This is a genomic window from Streptomyces sp. CBMA156, from assembly GCF_014596515.1.
Classification (GTDB): Bacteria; Actinomycetota; Actinomycetes; order Streptomycetales; family Streptomycetaceae; genus Kitasatospora.
Map to the genome: position 1 here is coordinate 21,976 of NZ_MSJQ01000352.1, position 14,433 is coordinate 36,408.

At 72.3% G+C, this 14,433-nt stretch carries 14 protein-coding genes, 1 pseudogene and 1 riboswitch; of the genes and pseudogenes, 3 read left to right on the plus strand and 12 right to left on the minus strand.

Features of this window, described 5'->3' with window-relative positions; translation table 11 throughout:
• Positions 1–87: 87 nt before the first annotated feature.
• From BU198_RS30630 to sodN, 4 genes are all read right to left on the minus strand, one after another.
• Positions 88–1,080 (minus strand): ABC transporter substrate-binding protein, encoded by a 993-nt coding sequence (locus BU198_RS30630; RefSeq protein WP_188300108.1) that lies wholly within the window; start codon positions 1,078–1,080, stop codon positions 88–90.
• 24 nt (positions 1,081–1,104) lie between these two features.
• Positions 1,105–1,947 carry an ABC transporter ATP-binding protein gene (locus BU198_RS30635; RefSeq protein ID WP_188300109.1) on the minus strand — a complete coding sequence of 281 codons (843 nt, stop codon included), beginning with the start codon at positions 1,945–1,947 and terminating at the stop codon, positions 1,105–1,107.
• The gene (locus BU198_RS30640; RefSeq protein WP_188300110.1) at positions 1,944–3,023 is read right to left on the minus strand and encodes a FecCD family ABC transporter permease; all 1,080 of its coding nucleotides are present in this window, start codon (positions 3,021–3,023) and stop codon (positions 1,944–1,946) included. Before BU198_RS30640 ends, BU198_RS30635 begins: the two co-directional genes overlap by 4 nt.
• Positions 3,024–3,145: 122 nt before the next feature.
• Positions 3,146–3,271: riboswitch (cobalamin riboswitch) on the minus strand.
• Positions 3,272–3,352: 81 nt separating this feature from the next.
• On the minus strand, positions 3,353–3,748 hold the full coding sequence (sodN, locus tag BU198_RS30645) for a superoxide dismutase, Ni (protein WP_188300111.1): 396 nt from the start codon (positions 3,746–3,748) through the stop codon (positions 3,353–3,355).
• 176 nt (positions 3,749–3,924) lie between these two features.
• On the opposite strand from sodN, the gene sodX reads away from it, so the two are divergent.
• Positions 3,925–4,383 carry a nickel-type superoxide dismutase maturation protease gene (gene sodX, locus BU198_RS30650; RefSeq protein ID WP_317620388.1) on the plus strand — a complete coding sequence of 153 codons (459 nt, stop codon included), beginning with the start codon at positions 3,925–3,927 and terminating at the stop codon, positions 4,381–4,383.
• Here sodX and BU198_RS30655 read toward each other — a convergent pair.
• From BU198_RS30655 to BU198_RS30670, 4 genes are all read right to left on the minus strand, one after another.
• Positions 4,380–4,961: a CGNR zinc finger domain-containing protein gene (locus tag BU198_RS30655; protein ID WP_188300112.1), complete on the minus strand. Its 582-nt coding sequence runs from the start codon at positions 4,959–4,961 to the stop codon at positions 4,380–4,382. The genes sodX and BU198_RS30655 overlap by 4 nt on opposite strands.
• Before the next feature lie 134 nt (positions 4,962–5,095).
• The gene (locus BU198_RS30660) at positions 5,096–5,899 is read right to left on the minus strand and encodes an amino acid ABC transporter ATP-binding protein (protein ID WP_317620389.1); all 804 of its coding nucleotides are present in this window, start codon (positions 5,897–5,899) and stop codon (positions 5,096–5,098) included.
• Entirely contained in the window at positions 5,896–6,870 is a 975-nt protein-coding gene (locus tag BU198_RS30665) for an amino acid ABC transporter permease (protein WP_317620390.1), read from the minus strand. The genes BU198_RS30660 and BU198_RS30665 overlap by 4 nt, the downstream gene beginning before the upstream one ends.
• A 37-nt stretch (positions 6,871–6,907) precedes the next feature.
• Positions 6,908–7,834, minus strand: a complete 927-nt coding sequence (locus tag BU198_RS30670; protein WP_188300113.1) for an ABC transporter substrate-binding protein — start codon at positions 7,832–7,834, stop codon at positions 6,908–6,910.
• Between the two features lie 942 nt (positions 7,835–8,776).
• Here BU198_RS30670 and BU198_RS30675 point away from each other — a divergent pair.
• Entirely contained in the window at positions 8,777–9,973 is a 1,197-nt protein-coding gene (locus BU198_RS30675; protein ID WP_188300114.1) for an NADP-dependent malic enzyme, read from the plus strand.
• 98 nt (positions 9,974–10,071) lie between these two features.
• A complete protein-coding gene (locus tag BU198_RS30680) occupies positions 10,072–11,034 on the plus strand; it encodes a zinc-binding dehydrogenase (RefSeq protein ID WP_188300115.1) in 963 nt (320 codons plus the stop codon).
• 101 nt (positions 11,035–11,135) lie between these two features.
• Here BU198_RS30680 and BU198_RS30685 read toward each other — a convergent pair whose 3' ends face one another.
• From BU198_RS30685 to BU198_RS30700, 4 genes and pseudogenes are all read right to left on the minus strand, one after another.
• On the minus strand, positions 11,136–12,176 hold the full coding sequence (locus tag BU198_RS30685) for a PadR family transcriptional regulator (protein ID WP_188300116.1): 1,041 nt from the start codon (positions 12,174–12,176) through the stop codon (positions 11,136–11,138).
• Position 12,177: 1 nt separating this feature from the next.
• Positions 12,178–13,086: a DUF4097 family beta strand repeat-containing protein gene (locus BU198_RS30690; RefSeq protein WP_188300117.1), complete on the minus strand. Its 909-nt coding sequence runs from the start codon at positions 13,084–13,086 to the stop codon at positions 12,178–12,180.
• Between the two features lie 220 nt (positions 13,087–13,306).
• Positions 13,307–13,486: a DUF6104 family protein gene (locus BU198_RS30695; RefSeq protein ID WP_188300118.1), complete on the minus strand. Its 180-nt coding sequence runs from the start codon at positions 13,484–13,486 to the stop codon at positions 13,307–13,309.
• 46 nt (positions 13,487–13,532) lie between these two features.
• A pseudogene (locus BU198_RS30700) lies at positions 13,533–14,433 on the minus strand (hypothetical protein); the annotation flags it as partial.

Genomic DNA, 14,433 nt, shown 5'->3' on the forward strand with positions numbered 1-14,433 from the left:
GATCTCGCTCCTCCGGTCGGGTTCCGTCGGCTCGTACCTCCGAGCGTACGCCCGGCGCCGGGGCCGGAGGAGCGGGACCGGGGGCGGTCAGCGGGCCGGTACGGTGCGCAGGTAGTCGGCCAGCGCGCTGATCGCGGCCGGGTTGCGCGGGCTCTCCACCAGGTCGACGTAGTCCATGACGAAGATCCGGCCGTTCTTCACCGCGGAGACGTTCGCCAGCGGCGGGAAGGACGTGAGGAACTTCCGCTTCTCCTCGGCGCCGGGCGTCGCGTAGTCGTTGATCACGATCACCTCGGGGTCGCGCTCCACCACGCTCTCCCAGCCGGCCGTGACCCAGGTGTCGGCGAGGTCGCCCATGATGTTGGTCCCGCCGGCCCTGGCGATGATCTCGTTGGCGGCGGCGAACTTGCCCGCGGTGTACGGCTTGTCCTGCCCGCTGTCGTACAGGAAGACGGACGGGCGGCGCTCCGGCTGCGGGACGGCGGCGATCTGCGCCTTGAAGCCGGCGACCAGCTTGTCGGCACGGTCCTTCACGTCGAAGATCTCGCCGAGGTTGGCCAGGTCGGTGTAGAGCGCCTCCAGCGGGTCCATCACGCCGCGCTCGGTGCCCTTGCCGCTGCGGCAGGACTCGCTGAGCACGTACGAGTCGACGCCGAGCGCCTTGAAGGCCTGCGGGGTCACGCCGCTGCCCTCGTCGAAGCCGTAGTGCCAGCCGGCGAAGACCAGGTCGGCCTTGGCGTCCAGCGCGATCTCCTTGCTGAGCACCTTCTTGGAGAGCCACTTCGTCTGCTGGTAGCCGTCCTTCCAGGCGACCTTGTCGAGCTGCCCCTTGTCGTCGGGCATCACGTAGCCGGCCATCCGGTCGGCGAGGCCGAGCGAGAGCATCAGTTCGGTGATGTTGACGTCGTTCGTCACCACCCGGGCGGGCTTCCGGTCGAAGGTGAGTTCGTCGCCGCAGTTGCGCACGGTCACCGGGTAGTGGGCGGAGTCGGCGGCGGCCTCCTTCGGGGCGATCTCGGCGCCGCAGGCGGTGAGTCCGAGGACGAGCAGGGCGGCGGTGGCAACGGCCTTGGTACGCACGGTGGTTCCTTCGGAGGGGGCGGATCAGGCGGAGTGGTCGGAGGGGGCGAGGCGGTCGAACAGCAGCTGGAGGGCGCCGGTCACCGGATGCCGCACCTGGGTGCCCCGGACGCCGAACACCTCGGCCAGCAGGGCAGGTTCGAGCACCTCGTGGGGCGGGCCCGAGGCGACGATCCGGCCGTCCCGCAGCACGTACAGCAGGTCGCAGTGGCCCGCCGCCAGGTTGAGGTCGTGCAGCGCGGTGAGCACCGTCGGGCCGGCCTCGCGGGCGAGCGCCAGCACCTCCAGCTGGTGGGCGACGTCGAGGTGGTTGGTGGGTTCGTCCAGCACCAGCAGGCGCGGCTCCTGGACCAGCGCGCGGGCGAACAGCACCCGCTGCTTCTCGCCCCCGGACAGGCTCAGGAAGCCCCGCTCGGCGAGGTGCCCGGCGCGGACCTTGCGCAGTGCCCCGGCGCAGCGCTCCTCGTCCCCGTCGGACGGGGCGCCGAAGCCCCGGCGGTGCGGCAGCCGGCCCATGGCGACCACCTCGGCCACCGTGAAGTCGAACTCGGCGGAGTGCTCCTGGGTCAGCGCGGCCACCCGGCGGGCCGTCTCGCGCGCGGTGAGCGCGTGCAGGTCGTCGCCGGCCAGCCGGACGACGCCGCCGGCCGGCTTCAGCACCCGGTAGACGCAGCGCAGCAGGGTCGACTTGCCGCTGCCGTTCGGGCCGACCAGGCCGACCACCTGCCCGGCGGCGGCCGCCAGGCTCACCTCGTGGACCAGCCGGGTGCCGGCCAGCTCCACCGAGACGGCGTCGACGGCGAGGTCCTGGGCCAGGGCCGGGCCGGTGGTCCCGGCCGCTTCGGACGGCGTGGTCACGTCGGTCATCGGGTGCCTCCGAAGGCCTGGCCGCGGCGGCGCATCATGATCAGGAAGGCGGGTACGCCGAGCACCGCGGTGAACACCCCGACGGGCAGTTCGGCGGGCGCCAGCAGGGTGCGCGAGGCGATGTCCACCCAGACCAGCAGCAGTGCCCCGGCGAGCGGCGCGATCACCAGCACCCGGCGGTGCCCGGCACCGACCAGCATCCGCGCCAGGTGCGGCATCAGCAGTCCGACGAAGCCGATCGCCCCGCTGACCGCGACCACGGTGCCGGTGACGGCGGCGGTCACCACGAACAGCTCGCGGCGCAGCCGGTCCGGGTCCACGCCGAGCGAGGCGGAGGTCTCGTCGCCCATCGCGAGGGCGTCCAGCCGCCCGGCGGCGCAGGCCAGGTAGGCGAGGCCGGCCAGCACCGTGACGGCGGCGATCGGCACCTTGCCCCAGGTGGCGCCGCCGAGGCTGCCGAGCAGCCACATCATGGCGTCCCTGGCGGCCTCGCCGCGGTCGGCGGCGAAGACCATCAGGGTGGTGGCGGCGGAGAAGCCGTAGGACAGGGCGGTGCCGGTGAGCACCAGGCGCAGCGGGGTGAGCCCGTACGCGGTGCGGGCGGCGAGGTACACCAGCGTCATGGCGGCCAGCGCGGAGCCGAAGGCGGAGGCGGAGATCGCCCACACCCCGAGCGAGGCGAAGGCGCCGAACAGCAGTACGGCGTTGGCGCCGACGGCCGCGCCGGAGGAGATGCCGAGCACGAAGGGGTCGGCCAGCGCGTTGCGCACCAGGGCCTGGACGGCGACCCCGCAGGCGGCGAGTCCGGCGCCGACCACGGCGGCCAGCACGGTGCGCGGCAGCCGGATCTCCCAGACGATCGCGTACCCGGCCGCCTCGTCCGCCTCCAGCCGGCCGCCCGTCAGCCCGGCGCCCAGCAGTCGCAGCACCCGGGGCAGGCCGAGCCCGGAGGAGCCGAGGGCGACTCCGCAGACCAGTGAGAGCAGCAGCGCGGCGGCGAGGCCGGCGGCGAGCGGGACGACGGGTATCCGGCGGGTGGGCGGGCCGGCTGCACGGTCTGCGGGTGCGCGGTTCACGGGTGCGCCTTGCCTCGGGCCGCGGGTGCGCCGGGCCGGGCGCGGGCCGGGGGCGTGCCGGGGCGCCGGTCCCCTCGCAGTCCGCGGCGAGTTGTCGGGAGGTCAGCGGCCGGGGGCGATCGGGCTGGCGCGGCCGTACGGGCGGGTACGGGCCGTGCTCACCGTTGCGGGTCAGCGCCGGATTCACACCGGACTTCCCCCTCGGACGCCCTGGCAGCATAACAGCCACTCAGGGCAGGCAACCCTTACCGGGCAGGGCCGGACGTGGACGCACGACCGCCCCCGTCCGGCGGTGCGGACGGGGGCGGTCGGGTGGCGACGCGTCAGGCTCAGGCCTGCTTGGTCTCCCAGAAGATCTTGTCGACCTCGGCGATCAGGTCCAGCAGGGCCTGGCCGGTGGCCGGGTCGGTGGACGCCTTGGCGGCCGAGGCGGCCTTCAGGGTGTCGTTGACCAGCTGGTGCAGCTGCGGGTACTTCTCGAAGTGCGGGGCCTTGAAGTAGTCGCTCCACAGCACCGAGATATGGTGCTTGACGGCCTCGGCGCGCTGCTCCTTGATGATGACGGCGCGGGCGCGGAAGTGCGGGTCCTCGTTGGCCTGGTACTTCTCCTGGGTGGCCTTGACCGACTCGGCCTCGATCCGGGCCTGCGCCGGGTCGTACACGCCGCAGGGCAGGTCGCAGTGGGCGTGGGCGGTGGCGCGCGGTGCAAACAGACGAGAGAACATGGGAGTCCTTCCTTAGATCGTCTTCCCGCGCCCGAGATTACCCTTCCGTCCTCCCGGTTTCGCGATCGGGCGGTGGGCCTAGGGCGAAAGACGGACCAGGAAACGGGCCAATCCGGACATCGAACAGGTGACGGCCCGTACGGCAGACTGGTGCGGGCCGAGCGGGAGGAGGAGCCGTGGCGCGGAGCACGCGGCCGGAGGGCGCCGGAGCGGGGCGGCGGGGCCGGGGCGGCGTGCTGCCGCTGGGGCTGGTCGACGTGGCGGGGCCGTCCATGGTCCCGACCCTGCGCGAGGGCGACCGGCTGCTGGTCCGCTACGGCGCGCCGGTCCGGCCGGGCGCGGTGGTGCTCTTCCGGCACCCGTTCCAGCAGGACCTGCTGGTGGTGAAGCGGGCCGCAGGGCGCCGGGCCGAGGGCTGGTGGCTGCTGTCCGACAACCGTCCGGTGGACAGCGACAGCCGCAGCTACGGCGCCGTGCCGGACGAGCTGGTGCTCGGCCGGGTGCTGCTGCGGCTGCGTCCCGACCCGGTCTGGCTGGCGCCGGGCCGCCGGCTGGAGCGGCTGCTGCTCACGCCCCGGCTGGCCCGGCTGCCGGGCCTGGCCCGCCGGTTCGGCGTGTGGGTCGAGGAACTCTAGGCCCCGGCCGCGGCCGCGGCCTCCTGGCGCTTGCGGGCCCGGTAGGCGGCCACGTTGGCGCGGGTCGCGCAGCGGTCCGAGCAGTAGCGGCGGGAGCGGTTGGTCGAGGTGTCCAGATAGGCGTTGCGGCAGGGCGCGGCCTGGCAGATGCCGAGCCGGTCGGCGCCCAACTCGGTCAGGTGGACGGCCAGGCCCATGCAGGCCACCGCGCTGAAGTGCGCGGTGGCGGTGGGCGAGTTGTCGGCCAGGTGCAGGTGCCAGCGCGGCCGCCCGGCGTCGTCCAGGAAGTCGTGCCCGGAGATCAGCGGGCTGACGGGGTACTCCATCAGCAGGCTGTTCAGCAGGTCGACGCCGCGGATCTCGTCCCCCTCGGCGGCGGCCTCGAAGACCCCGCGCAGGCGGGTCCGCACGGCCCGGAGCCTGGGCAGGTCGGACTCGTCGGCGAGCGCGGCGGCCCGCGAGGAGTCGGAGAACAGGCCGCGCACCGCCTCCACGGAGGTCAGCGCGTCGGTGCCGCGCTCGGGCTCCTCGGTGTTCACCAGCCGAACGGCGAGATCGGCGTACGCGGCGAGCTCCACAGGGGTCCTTCCAGAATTCGGTAACGGGCTTACTGCCTCCAGCCTATTACCCGGGCGGGACTCCACCCTACGGCCCGGGCGGAAAACGGTCGGCGCCCGGCAGGGGAGGCCTGCCGGGCGCCTGGGGCACGGGTTCAGAGCACCTTGGACAGGAAGGCCCTGGTCCGCTCGTGCTGCGGGTCGGTGAGCACCTCGCGGGGGTTGCCGGACTCGACCACCACGCCGCCGTCCATGAACACCAGCGCGTCGCCGACCTCGCGGGCGAAACCCATCTCGTGGGTGACGACCACCATGGTCATGCCCTCCTCGGCGAGGCCGCGCATGACGTCCAGGACGTCGCCGACCAGCTCCGGGTCGAGCGCCGAGGTGGGCTCGTCGAAGAGCATCAGCTTGGGCTTCATGGCCAGCGCGCGGGCGATCGCGACGCGCTGCTGCTGGCCGCCGGAGAGCTGCGAGGGGTAGTTCCGCGCCTTGTCGGCGAGGCCGACCCGCTCCAGCAGGGCCATCCCGCGCTCGCGGGCGTCGGCCCTGCTCTCGCCCTTGACCTGGACCGGCGCCTCCATGACGTTCTCGACGGCGGTCATGTGCGGGAACAGGTTGAAGCGCTGGAAGACCATGCCGATGTCGCGCCGCTTGAGCGCGACCTCGCGGTCCTTGAGCTCGTGCAGCCGGTCGCCCTTCTGCCGGTAGCCGACCAGCTCGCCGTCCACCCAGAGCCGGCCGCCGTTGATCTTCTCCAGGTGGTTGATGCACCGCAGGAAGGTCGACTTGCCGGAGCCGGACGGGCCGATCAGGCAGAACACCTCGCCCTTCCTGACCTCCAGGTCGATGCCCTTGAGCACCTCGACCAGGCCGTAGGACTTGTGCACGTTCTCGGCGCGGACCATGGGCTCGGCGGACGCGGCGGCGCCGGCCGGGGTCTTGGTCAGGTCGGTCATACGTGACCACCTCCCTCGAGGCCGGGAACGACGTCGGCACTCGTCTTCGGGGCGGGCTTCCCGGCGAACAGTCCCCGCAGCCGTTGCAGCGGGGTGGGCGGGAGGGTGCGGTTGGAGCCTCGGGCGTAGTGGCGCTCGATGTAGTACTGACCGATGGTCAGCACCGAGGTGAAGAACAGGTACCAGAGGCTGACCACGATCAGCAGCGGGATGTTCTGGTAGTTCCTGGAGTAGATGACCTGGCCGGCCCGGAAGATCTCCTCCAGGGAGATCACCGAGACCAGCGAGGTGGTCTTGAGCATCGAGATGGTCTCGTTGCCGGTCGGCGGGATGATCACCCGCATGGCCTGCGGCAGGACGATCCGGCGCATGGTCTGGAACCGGCTCATGCCGAGCGCGTGCGAGGCCTCGGCCTGGCCCTCGTCCACCGACTGGATGCCGCCGCGGACGATCTCCGCCATGTAGGCGGCCTCGTTGAGGCCGAGGCCCAGCAGTGCCGCGACGAACGTCGGGATCAGCACGTTGGTCTGCTCGGACCAGAACTCCGGCCCCCACGGGACGCCGATCGACAGCTTGGCCCAGATCAGGCCGAGGAAGTTCCAGAACACCAGCTGCACCAGGACCGGGGTGCCGCGGAAGATCCAGATGTAGACCCAGGCGACACCGGCCAGCAGCGGGTTCGGGGACAGCCGCATCACCGCGAGGATGATGCCGCCGACCACGCCCATGAGCATGGCGAGCACGGTCAGTTCCAGCGTCACCAGCAGGCCGTGCATGATGCTGTCGTGGAACAGGTACTGACCGACGATGTCCCACTTGAAGGCGGGGTTGGTGAAGGCGGCGCTCAGCAGCATGGCCGCGAGCACGGCGATGACGACGGCGCCCGCCCAGCGTCCGGGGTGGCGGACCGGGACGGCCTTGATGATCTCAGGCCGCCCCCTCTGCGCCGTCCCCTTGTCCAAAGAGTTCACGGTGTGGCCTCGGGGGAGAAGATGAAGCGTACGAGGGTCAGCTGACGGCGCCGTTGACGGCCGACTTTTCGATGGCACCGGCCTCGACGCCCCACTTGGTGAGGATCTGCTTGTAGGTGCCGTCGTCGATCAGCGACTGGACGGCGCCCTGGATGGCCGGGGTGAGCTTGGAGCCCTTGGACAGGGCGACGCCGTAGGGGGCCGTGCCGTAGGTCTCGCCGACCTTCTCCAGCTGGCCGCCGGACTGCTTGATCGCGTAGTCGACGACCTGGGAGTCGGCCATCAGCGCCTGGTCGCGCCCGGAGACCACGGCGTTGGTGACGTCCGTCTGGAGGTCGAACTTGTCGCCGCCGTTCTGGACGCCCGGCTTGCCGGCCTTGGTGCAGTCGGGGTCGCGGGTGTCCTTGATCTCGTCGGCCTGGGTGGTGCCGGTCTGGACGGCGACCTTCTTGCCGCAGAGGTCCTTCGGGTCGACCTTCTCCGGGTTGCCCTTCTTCACCGCGACGGCGCTGCCGGAGTTGAAGTAGGTGACCATGTCGACGATCTGCTCGCGCTCCTTGTTGTCCGTGAAGGACGACATGCCGAGCTGGAACTTGTTCGACTGGATGCCGGGGATGATCGCGGTGAAGCCGGAGTCCTGCACCTCGGCCTTCAGCCCGAGCTTGGCGGCGATGGCGTTGGCCAGGTCGACGTCCATGCCGATGACCTTGCCGCTGTCGTCCTTGAACTCGTCCGGCGCGTACGACGCGTCGGCGCCCACCACGAGCTTGCCGGCCGCCTTGACGTCGTCCGGGACGAGCGCGGCGAGCTTGGGGTCGGCCTTGACCTCGTTGACGGTGGCGGAGGCGTTGGGGGCGCCGCCGCTCTCGGTCTTGCTGCTGCTGCAACCGGTCAGCACGAGGGAGACGGAGGCGGCGACCACGCCGGCTGCGAAGAGCCGGTTGCGCTGGGTACGGGCGGTCATGAAGGGGGATCTCCATCCTGGGGGAGAGAGGTCGGGCGGAGCGCGCCGCGGGAGCGGCGCACCGGAACAGCGAGCCGGACGTCCGGGTACGGGTGCGTGTTGCCGTACGTCGTCGTACGTGCAGGCCGGGTCGTGCAGTTGCCCGGGTGCGCGGGAGCCACCCGGGGCCTTACGAGGTACTGCTTCCGCCACCCTCCGCCGAGGTGGACGTTGACCGAACCGCCTCGACCAGGGGCCGGCTCGATCCGAGATGGGGGGAATCCTGCCATCTGATGACGGTCAGGTGGCCCTCATCCAGATCAAAATCGGATAACGAGGGGTCACGCTGTCCGCTATTCGGACTTATTCCGTGACCCTGTCACTCTGCGCATAAGTATGCGTACCGGTCGGTGTCGTTCCCGGAGGCCCGCCGCTCGCGGCCCGGATGCCGCCGCCGGTGGTCCCGGCCTGCCGGGCCCACCGGCGGGTGTGTCAGAATTCGTCACCGGGTGACCCCCGAACGCTCGAACCAGACCGACGAGCCCCGACAGGCTCGGGGTGCTCAGGAACGGAAGCCTCAACGCGGCTCCGTATCCGGGGCTCCGACTCCCTTCGGATCTGTTTCACTCCTGCGGGTACGCGTGCGCTCACGCCGTCCGCCGCCGCCGGAGCCCGGTGTTTCCGACTCCGGGCCCCTGAGCGCGACGGCGCGGCGATGAACCGTGCGTGACGAGGACGAAAAGGCATAGGTGCGATGCCTCCGTCCGACCTAGGCTCGGCCCGGAAGCAAAACGCGGGCAACACCAGACCCCATAAAACCCTCATCCGAGGGCGCCGCCCGACGGCAGCGCCCCGACCCTGAACACCCGGGCCCGCTTCGGCGTACCCGGTTTCCGGTTTCCGGACGGGTCGTCCTGTCCGTCGGCCCGTGCGTCCTCGCCGATCAATGACGAAGAGGTCATCGTGGCAGCGGAGATCATTCACAGCAGCACCCAGGACACCGACGATCCGGTCGACGCGGTCTTCGCGCTCCACCGCGGCGGCAAGATGGAGATCCGGGCGACCGTCCCGGTGCGCGACGCGGACGACCTGTCCCTCGCCTACACCCCCGGTGTCGCGCGGGTCTGCACGGCCATCGCCGAGCAGCCCGAGCTGGTCAACGACTACACCTGGAAGTCCAACACCGTCGCGGTGGTCACCGACGGCACCGCGGTGCTGGGCCTCGGCGACATCGGCCCGCAGGCCTCGCTGCCCGTGATGGAGGGCAAGGCCATCCTGTTCAAGCAGTTCGGCGGCGTGGACGCGGTGCCGATCGCGCTCGCCTGCACCGGGGTCGACGAGATCGTCGAGACCGTGGTCCGGCTGGCGCCCTCGTTCGGCGGCGTCAACCTGGAGGACATCTCCGCTCCCCGCTGCTTCGAGATCGAGCGCCGGCTCCAGGAGGCCCTGGACATCCCGGTCTTCCACGACGACCAGCACGGCACCGCGATCGTCACCACCGCCGCCCTGTGGAACGCGGCCAAGGTGACCGGCCGTGAGATCGGCTCGCTGCGGGCCGTCATCTCCGGCGCCGGCGCGGCCGGCATCGCCATCGCCAAGATGCTGGTCGCGGCCGGCATCGGCGACGTGGCCGTCTGCGACCGCAAGGGCGTGGTGTACGAGGGCCGCGGCGATCTCACCGACGTCAAGGCCGAGATCGCCGGGCGGACCAACCGCTCCGGCCTCAAGGGCTCGCTGGCCGACGCGCTGGCCGGCGCCGACGTGTTCATCGGCGTCTCCGGCGGCACCGTGCCGGAGGAGGTCGTCGCGACCATGGCCGAGGGCGCGTTCGTCTTCGCGATGGCCAACCCCAACCCGGAGATCCACCCCGAGGTCGCGCACAGGTACGCCGCGGTGGTCGCCACCGGCCGCAGCGACTTCCCGAACCAGATCAACAACGTGCTGGCCTTCCCCGGCATCTTCGCGGGCGCCCTCCAGGTCCGCGCCTCCCGGATCACCGAGGGCATGAAGCTGGCCGCCGCCAAGGCGCTGGCCGGCGTCGTGGCCGACGAGCTGACGCCGCAGAAGGTCATCCCCTCGCCGTTCGACGAGCGGGTCGCGCCGGCCGTCACCAAGGCCGTCGCCGAAGCCGCCCGGGCGGAGGGCGTGGCGCGGATCTGACGATCCGGCCGCACATCCGGCCGACGGCCCGGGGCCGGGACACGCGTCACACGTCCGCGTGGTTCCCGGCCCCGGCCGTCGGGGCTATCGTCCGGGGCATGTTCGCTGCCTACGCCGCACGTACCGACGCCGCCGACCCGCTGAGCGGGCTGGAGCTGGGCGACCTCCCCGAGCCGCAGGCCCGTCCGGGCTGGAGCGTGGTCACGGTCAGGGCCGCCAGCCTCAACCACCACGACCTGTGGTCGTTGCGCGGGGTCGGCCTGCCCGCCGAGAGGCTGCCGATGATCCTCGGCTGCGACGCCGCCGGCGTCGACGAGCACGGCAACGAGGTGGTCCTGCACTCGGTGATCGGCCAGAGCGGCCACGGGGTCGGCCCGGACGAGCCGCGCTCCATCCTGACCGAGCGCTACCAGGGCACCTTCGCCCAGCGGGTCGCGGTGCCCACCTGGAACCTGCTGCCCAAGCCCGCCGGGCTGAGCTTCGAGCAGGCCGCCTGCCTGCCCACCGCCTGGCTGACGGCCTACCGGATGCTGTTCACCAACGCCGGGGTCAAGCCCGGTGACACCGTCCTGGTGCAGGGGGCGGGCGGCGGGGTGGCGACCGCGCTGATCGTCCTCGGCAAGGCGGCCGGCCTGCGGGTCTGGGTCACCGGACGGAACGAGGCCAAGCGCGCCAGGGCGGTGGAACTCGGCGCCGACGCGGCCTTCGAGAGCGGCGCCCGGCTGCCGGAGCGGGTGGACGCGGTCCTGGAGACGGTCGGCGCCGCGACCTGGTCGCACTCGGTGAAGTCGCTGCGCCCGGGCGGCACCATCGTCATCTCCGGGGCCACCTCGGGCCCCGACCCGAGCGCGGTCGAGCTGAACCGGATCTTCTTCCTGGAGCTCAGGGTGATCGGCTCGACCATGGGCACCAAGGAGGAGCTGGCCGGGCTGCTCTCGTTCTGCGCCAACACCGGCGTCCGGCCGGTGATCGACTCGGTGCTGCCGCTGGCCGAGGCCAGGGACGGCTTCGCCCGGCTCGCCGAGGGGGACGTCTTCGGGAAGATCGTCCTGAGGCCCTGAGGCCCTGAGGCCCTGAGGCTCCGGCGTCGTGACGCGCGGCGGCCCGGTGTCCCCGTCGGGGAGCACCGGGCCACCGACGCCGTCCGGTTCCCGCGGCCGGCTCAGCCGAGCAGCCGCTTCAGCCGCTCGCCCGCGGCGCCCAGCACCGCCTGGGCCTCGGCCAGCTTGTCCGCGCTCACTCCGCCGTCCCTGGCCGTGTCGCGGACCTGGTCGCGGAAGCGGTCGAGCAGCCGCTCCAGCTCGCGGGCCGGGTCCCCGGCCGGGTCGGTGCGGGCCCACGCCGGAAGGTCGGCCGGGGTGCCGGGCCCGTCCTCGTCCAGGTCGATCCTGGTCACGGTGACCTGCTCGGCGGCGTCGGCCGGTGCGGCCGGCCCCTCCGCGCCCTGGCCCCAGCGGGCCGCGTCGGCCAGCCCGGCCAGGCTCTTGGTCAGCTCGGACAGGCCCTCGGCCAGCCCGGTCGGCCAGTCGCCCTTCGCGGCGTGCTCGCGCACCTGCTGCTCGACCCGGCGCTTGATCCGCAGCGCCTCCTGCTGCGCGGCGTTGCGCGAGGCCTTGGCCTGCTCGCGCAGCCGGCGGGCCTCCGCCTCGGCGGCCTTCGCCTTGGCCTTGGCGGCCTTCTCCTGCTCCCGCGCGCGCTTGGCCTGTTCCTTGGCCTGCTGCTTGAACTGGGCGAACTCCTCCTTGGCGCGCTGCCAGGACTCGTTGTCGCCCCAGGGCCCGGCCCACGGGTCGCCGCCTTCGGTGCGCTCCGGCCGGGGCGCCTGCTTGGCGGCGTTCCACAGCTCCTCGCGCAGGTCCTTGGCGCTGTCCCTGACGTCCTCGCGGATCGCCCCGGCGAGCTGTGCCACGGAGTCGTGGATCTCCAGCTCCAGGTCGTCCAACTCGCCCTGTCTGGCTTCGAGTTCGGTGCGGCCGGCGTCGGTCAGCCGGTACACCTTGCGGCCGCCCTCGGTGCTGTGGCTGACCAGGCCCTCCTGTTCGAGCTTGGCCAGTCGCGGGTAGACCGTCCCGGCGGAGGGGGCGTACAGGCCCTGGAACCGCTCCTCCAGCAGCCGGATCACCTCGTAGCCGTGCCGCGGCGCCTCGTCCAGCAGCTTCAGCAGGTAGAGCCGCAGCCGGCCGTGGCCGAACACGGGAGTCATCTCAGGCCTCCTTCGTGAGGTTCGGCGTACCGGGGCCGGCCGGCAGCTCCTTGACCACCACCGGGCCCTCGTCCTCGGACTCGGGGCGGCGCAGCACGGTGACCGCGCCGGAGACGGTGGTGACGTGGAGGCTGCCGCGGCCCTCGCCGAGCCGGCCGGAGATCTTCTTGGCGCCCCAGGTGCTGCTCATCTGGAGTTCCTCGAAGGTGCTGGAGACGTCGCCGCTGGTGGAGCCGGCCTCGACGGTGGCGTCGGCCAGCGAGGGGATGCGGACCACGACCGCGCCGCTGACCGTGTTGACCTTGACCTCGGTCTCGCCGGCCACGTCGAGGTCCAGGGTGACGGCGCCGGTGACGGTGTTGGCCTGGACCCGGTCGGCGGTGCCGGCGATCACGGTGAGCTGCCCGGAGACGGTGTTGACCTTGAGCCGGCCGCCGACGGCCTGGGCGTCCACGTCGCCGGTGACGGTGCTGGCGTCGATCCGGCCGGTCACCCCGGCGAGGGTGGTGTCGCCGTTGGCGCTCTGCACCGAGACGTGCCCGTCGACGCCGCTGACGGTGGCGTGGGCCGACACGGTGCCGACCTTGACCTCGACCTCGGCCGGGACGGTCACCGTCACGCCGGCGATCCGCTTGCGCTTGAGGGAGCCGAAGAAGCTCTTCACCGAGCCGACCGACTTGAGCCAGTCACCGAACTCGCCCCAGCTGTTGATGTCCTTGTAAGTGACCGTCAGGACGCCGTCCACCAGGGTCACGTGCAGCGGGTCGCCGACGAGCTCGGTGATCTCCAGGCGGGCCGGGCCCTCGGCCGCCACCACGTTCACGGTGCCCTCGATGGTCCGCACGTGCAGCGCGCGCACCGTCTCGTCGAAGGTGATCCTCTCGGGGCCGTCGACCGTCCACTGGCTCATCTCTGCCGCCTCCCTCGTCGATCGCGATGTATCGCGTTCTCTTTTAAAGACGATATATCGCGTGCTGGCAGAGTCAAGCGTGTGCACCCCCGTCCCGACCCCGATCCATCCCCGATCCGTCCCCGAGGTCTCCCCTACGGGGGGCGTTCGGAACGGCGCCCGAACATGCGCGGGGCCCGGGAGGCGGTTGCCTCCCGGGCCCTCGGCGGGCGTCACCCGGTCACTCGTCGTCCTCGTCGTCGAGCCGCGCGAGCCAGGTGGCCAGCCGCTCGACCGGGACCTCGAAGTCCGGGTTGAGGTCGACGAACGTGCGCAGCTGCTCGGCCAGCCACCCGAAGGTGACCTCCTCCTCGCCGCGCCGGTTCTCCAGCTCCTCGATGCCACGGTCGGTGAAGTACACGGTTCGCTCCGGTCCGGTGGGGATTGACCTGGTCAGGATAGTCCGGTCAGCTCGCCCGCCAGGTGCTGACGGTGACCTTGGCGGCCCCGGAGACCGGGTCGGCCTGCTCGATCGCCGCGATGGCGACGTTGCGGGTGACCCGGTCGCGGACGCACAGCAGGCGGCCCGGCGCGGCCCGGTTGAACGAGAGGTCGGTGTCAGGCCGGGAGTCGATCGCGGCGGCGCACTCCTCGGCGGTGACGGCCGGCTCGGTGATCACCGCGAAGTCCGACTTGTCGTCGCCGTAGCTGGTGAAGGAGTTGGCCCGGTTGCCGCCGGTGCCGCCGGCGTTGATCACCCCGAGGCCCCACTTGAGGTCGGTGGAGCGGGGCACCACGGTGCCGGAGTCCAGGTCGATCCGGTAGGCGTCGGAGGAGTACTCGGCGCTGGGGATCGCCAGCGACTTCTTGTCCAGCATCGCGGAGTAGCCGGCCGGGCGGGCCGGGGCCGAGACGGTGCTCTGCCCGGACTTCGAGGGCGCGGCCGTCACCGGGGCGGCGGAAGGGGTGGCGGAGGCGACGGCGGAGGGGGACGCGCTGGGGGAGGAGCTCGGCTTCGTCGGCTCCTGGCTCTGGGACACGGTGGCCGCGGCGGCCGGCTTGTCGTCCTTCTTGCCGTCGTCGCCCAGCTTCTTCATCAGCACCACGCCGCCCGCGGTGCCGCCGACCGCCATCACCAGCGCGACGGTGAGCAGCACCTTCCAGGACACCCCGCCCCTGCGTCCGGCTTCCGGTGCGGGCGCCGGGTCGGAGCTCACCACGGGGCCGGGCGGCGGGGTGTCGTGGGACGGCGGCTCCGGCCGGAGCCGGACGGTCGGCGGGGTGGGCGGCACCGGCGCGGTCGGGGCCCCGGTGGGCGGCTGCGGGGCGGCGTACGAGCCGATCGGCGGCGGGCCGAAGCCGGGCGGG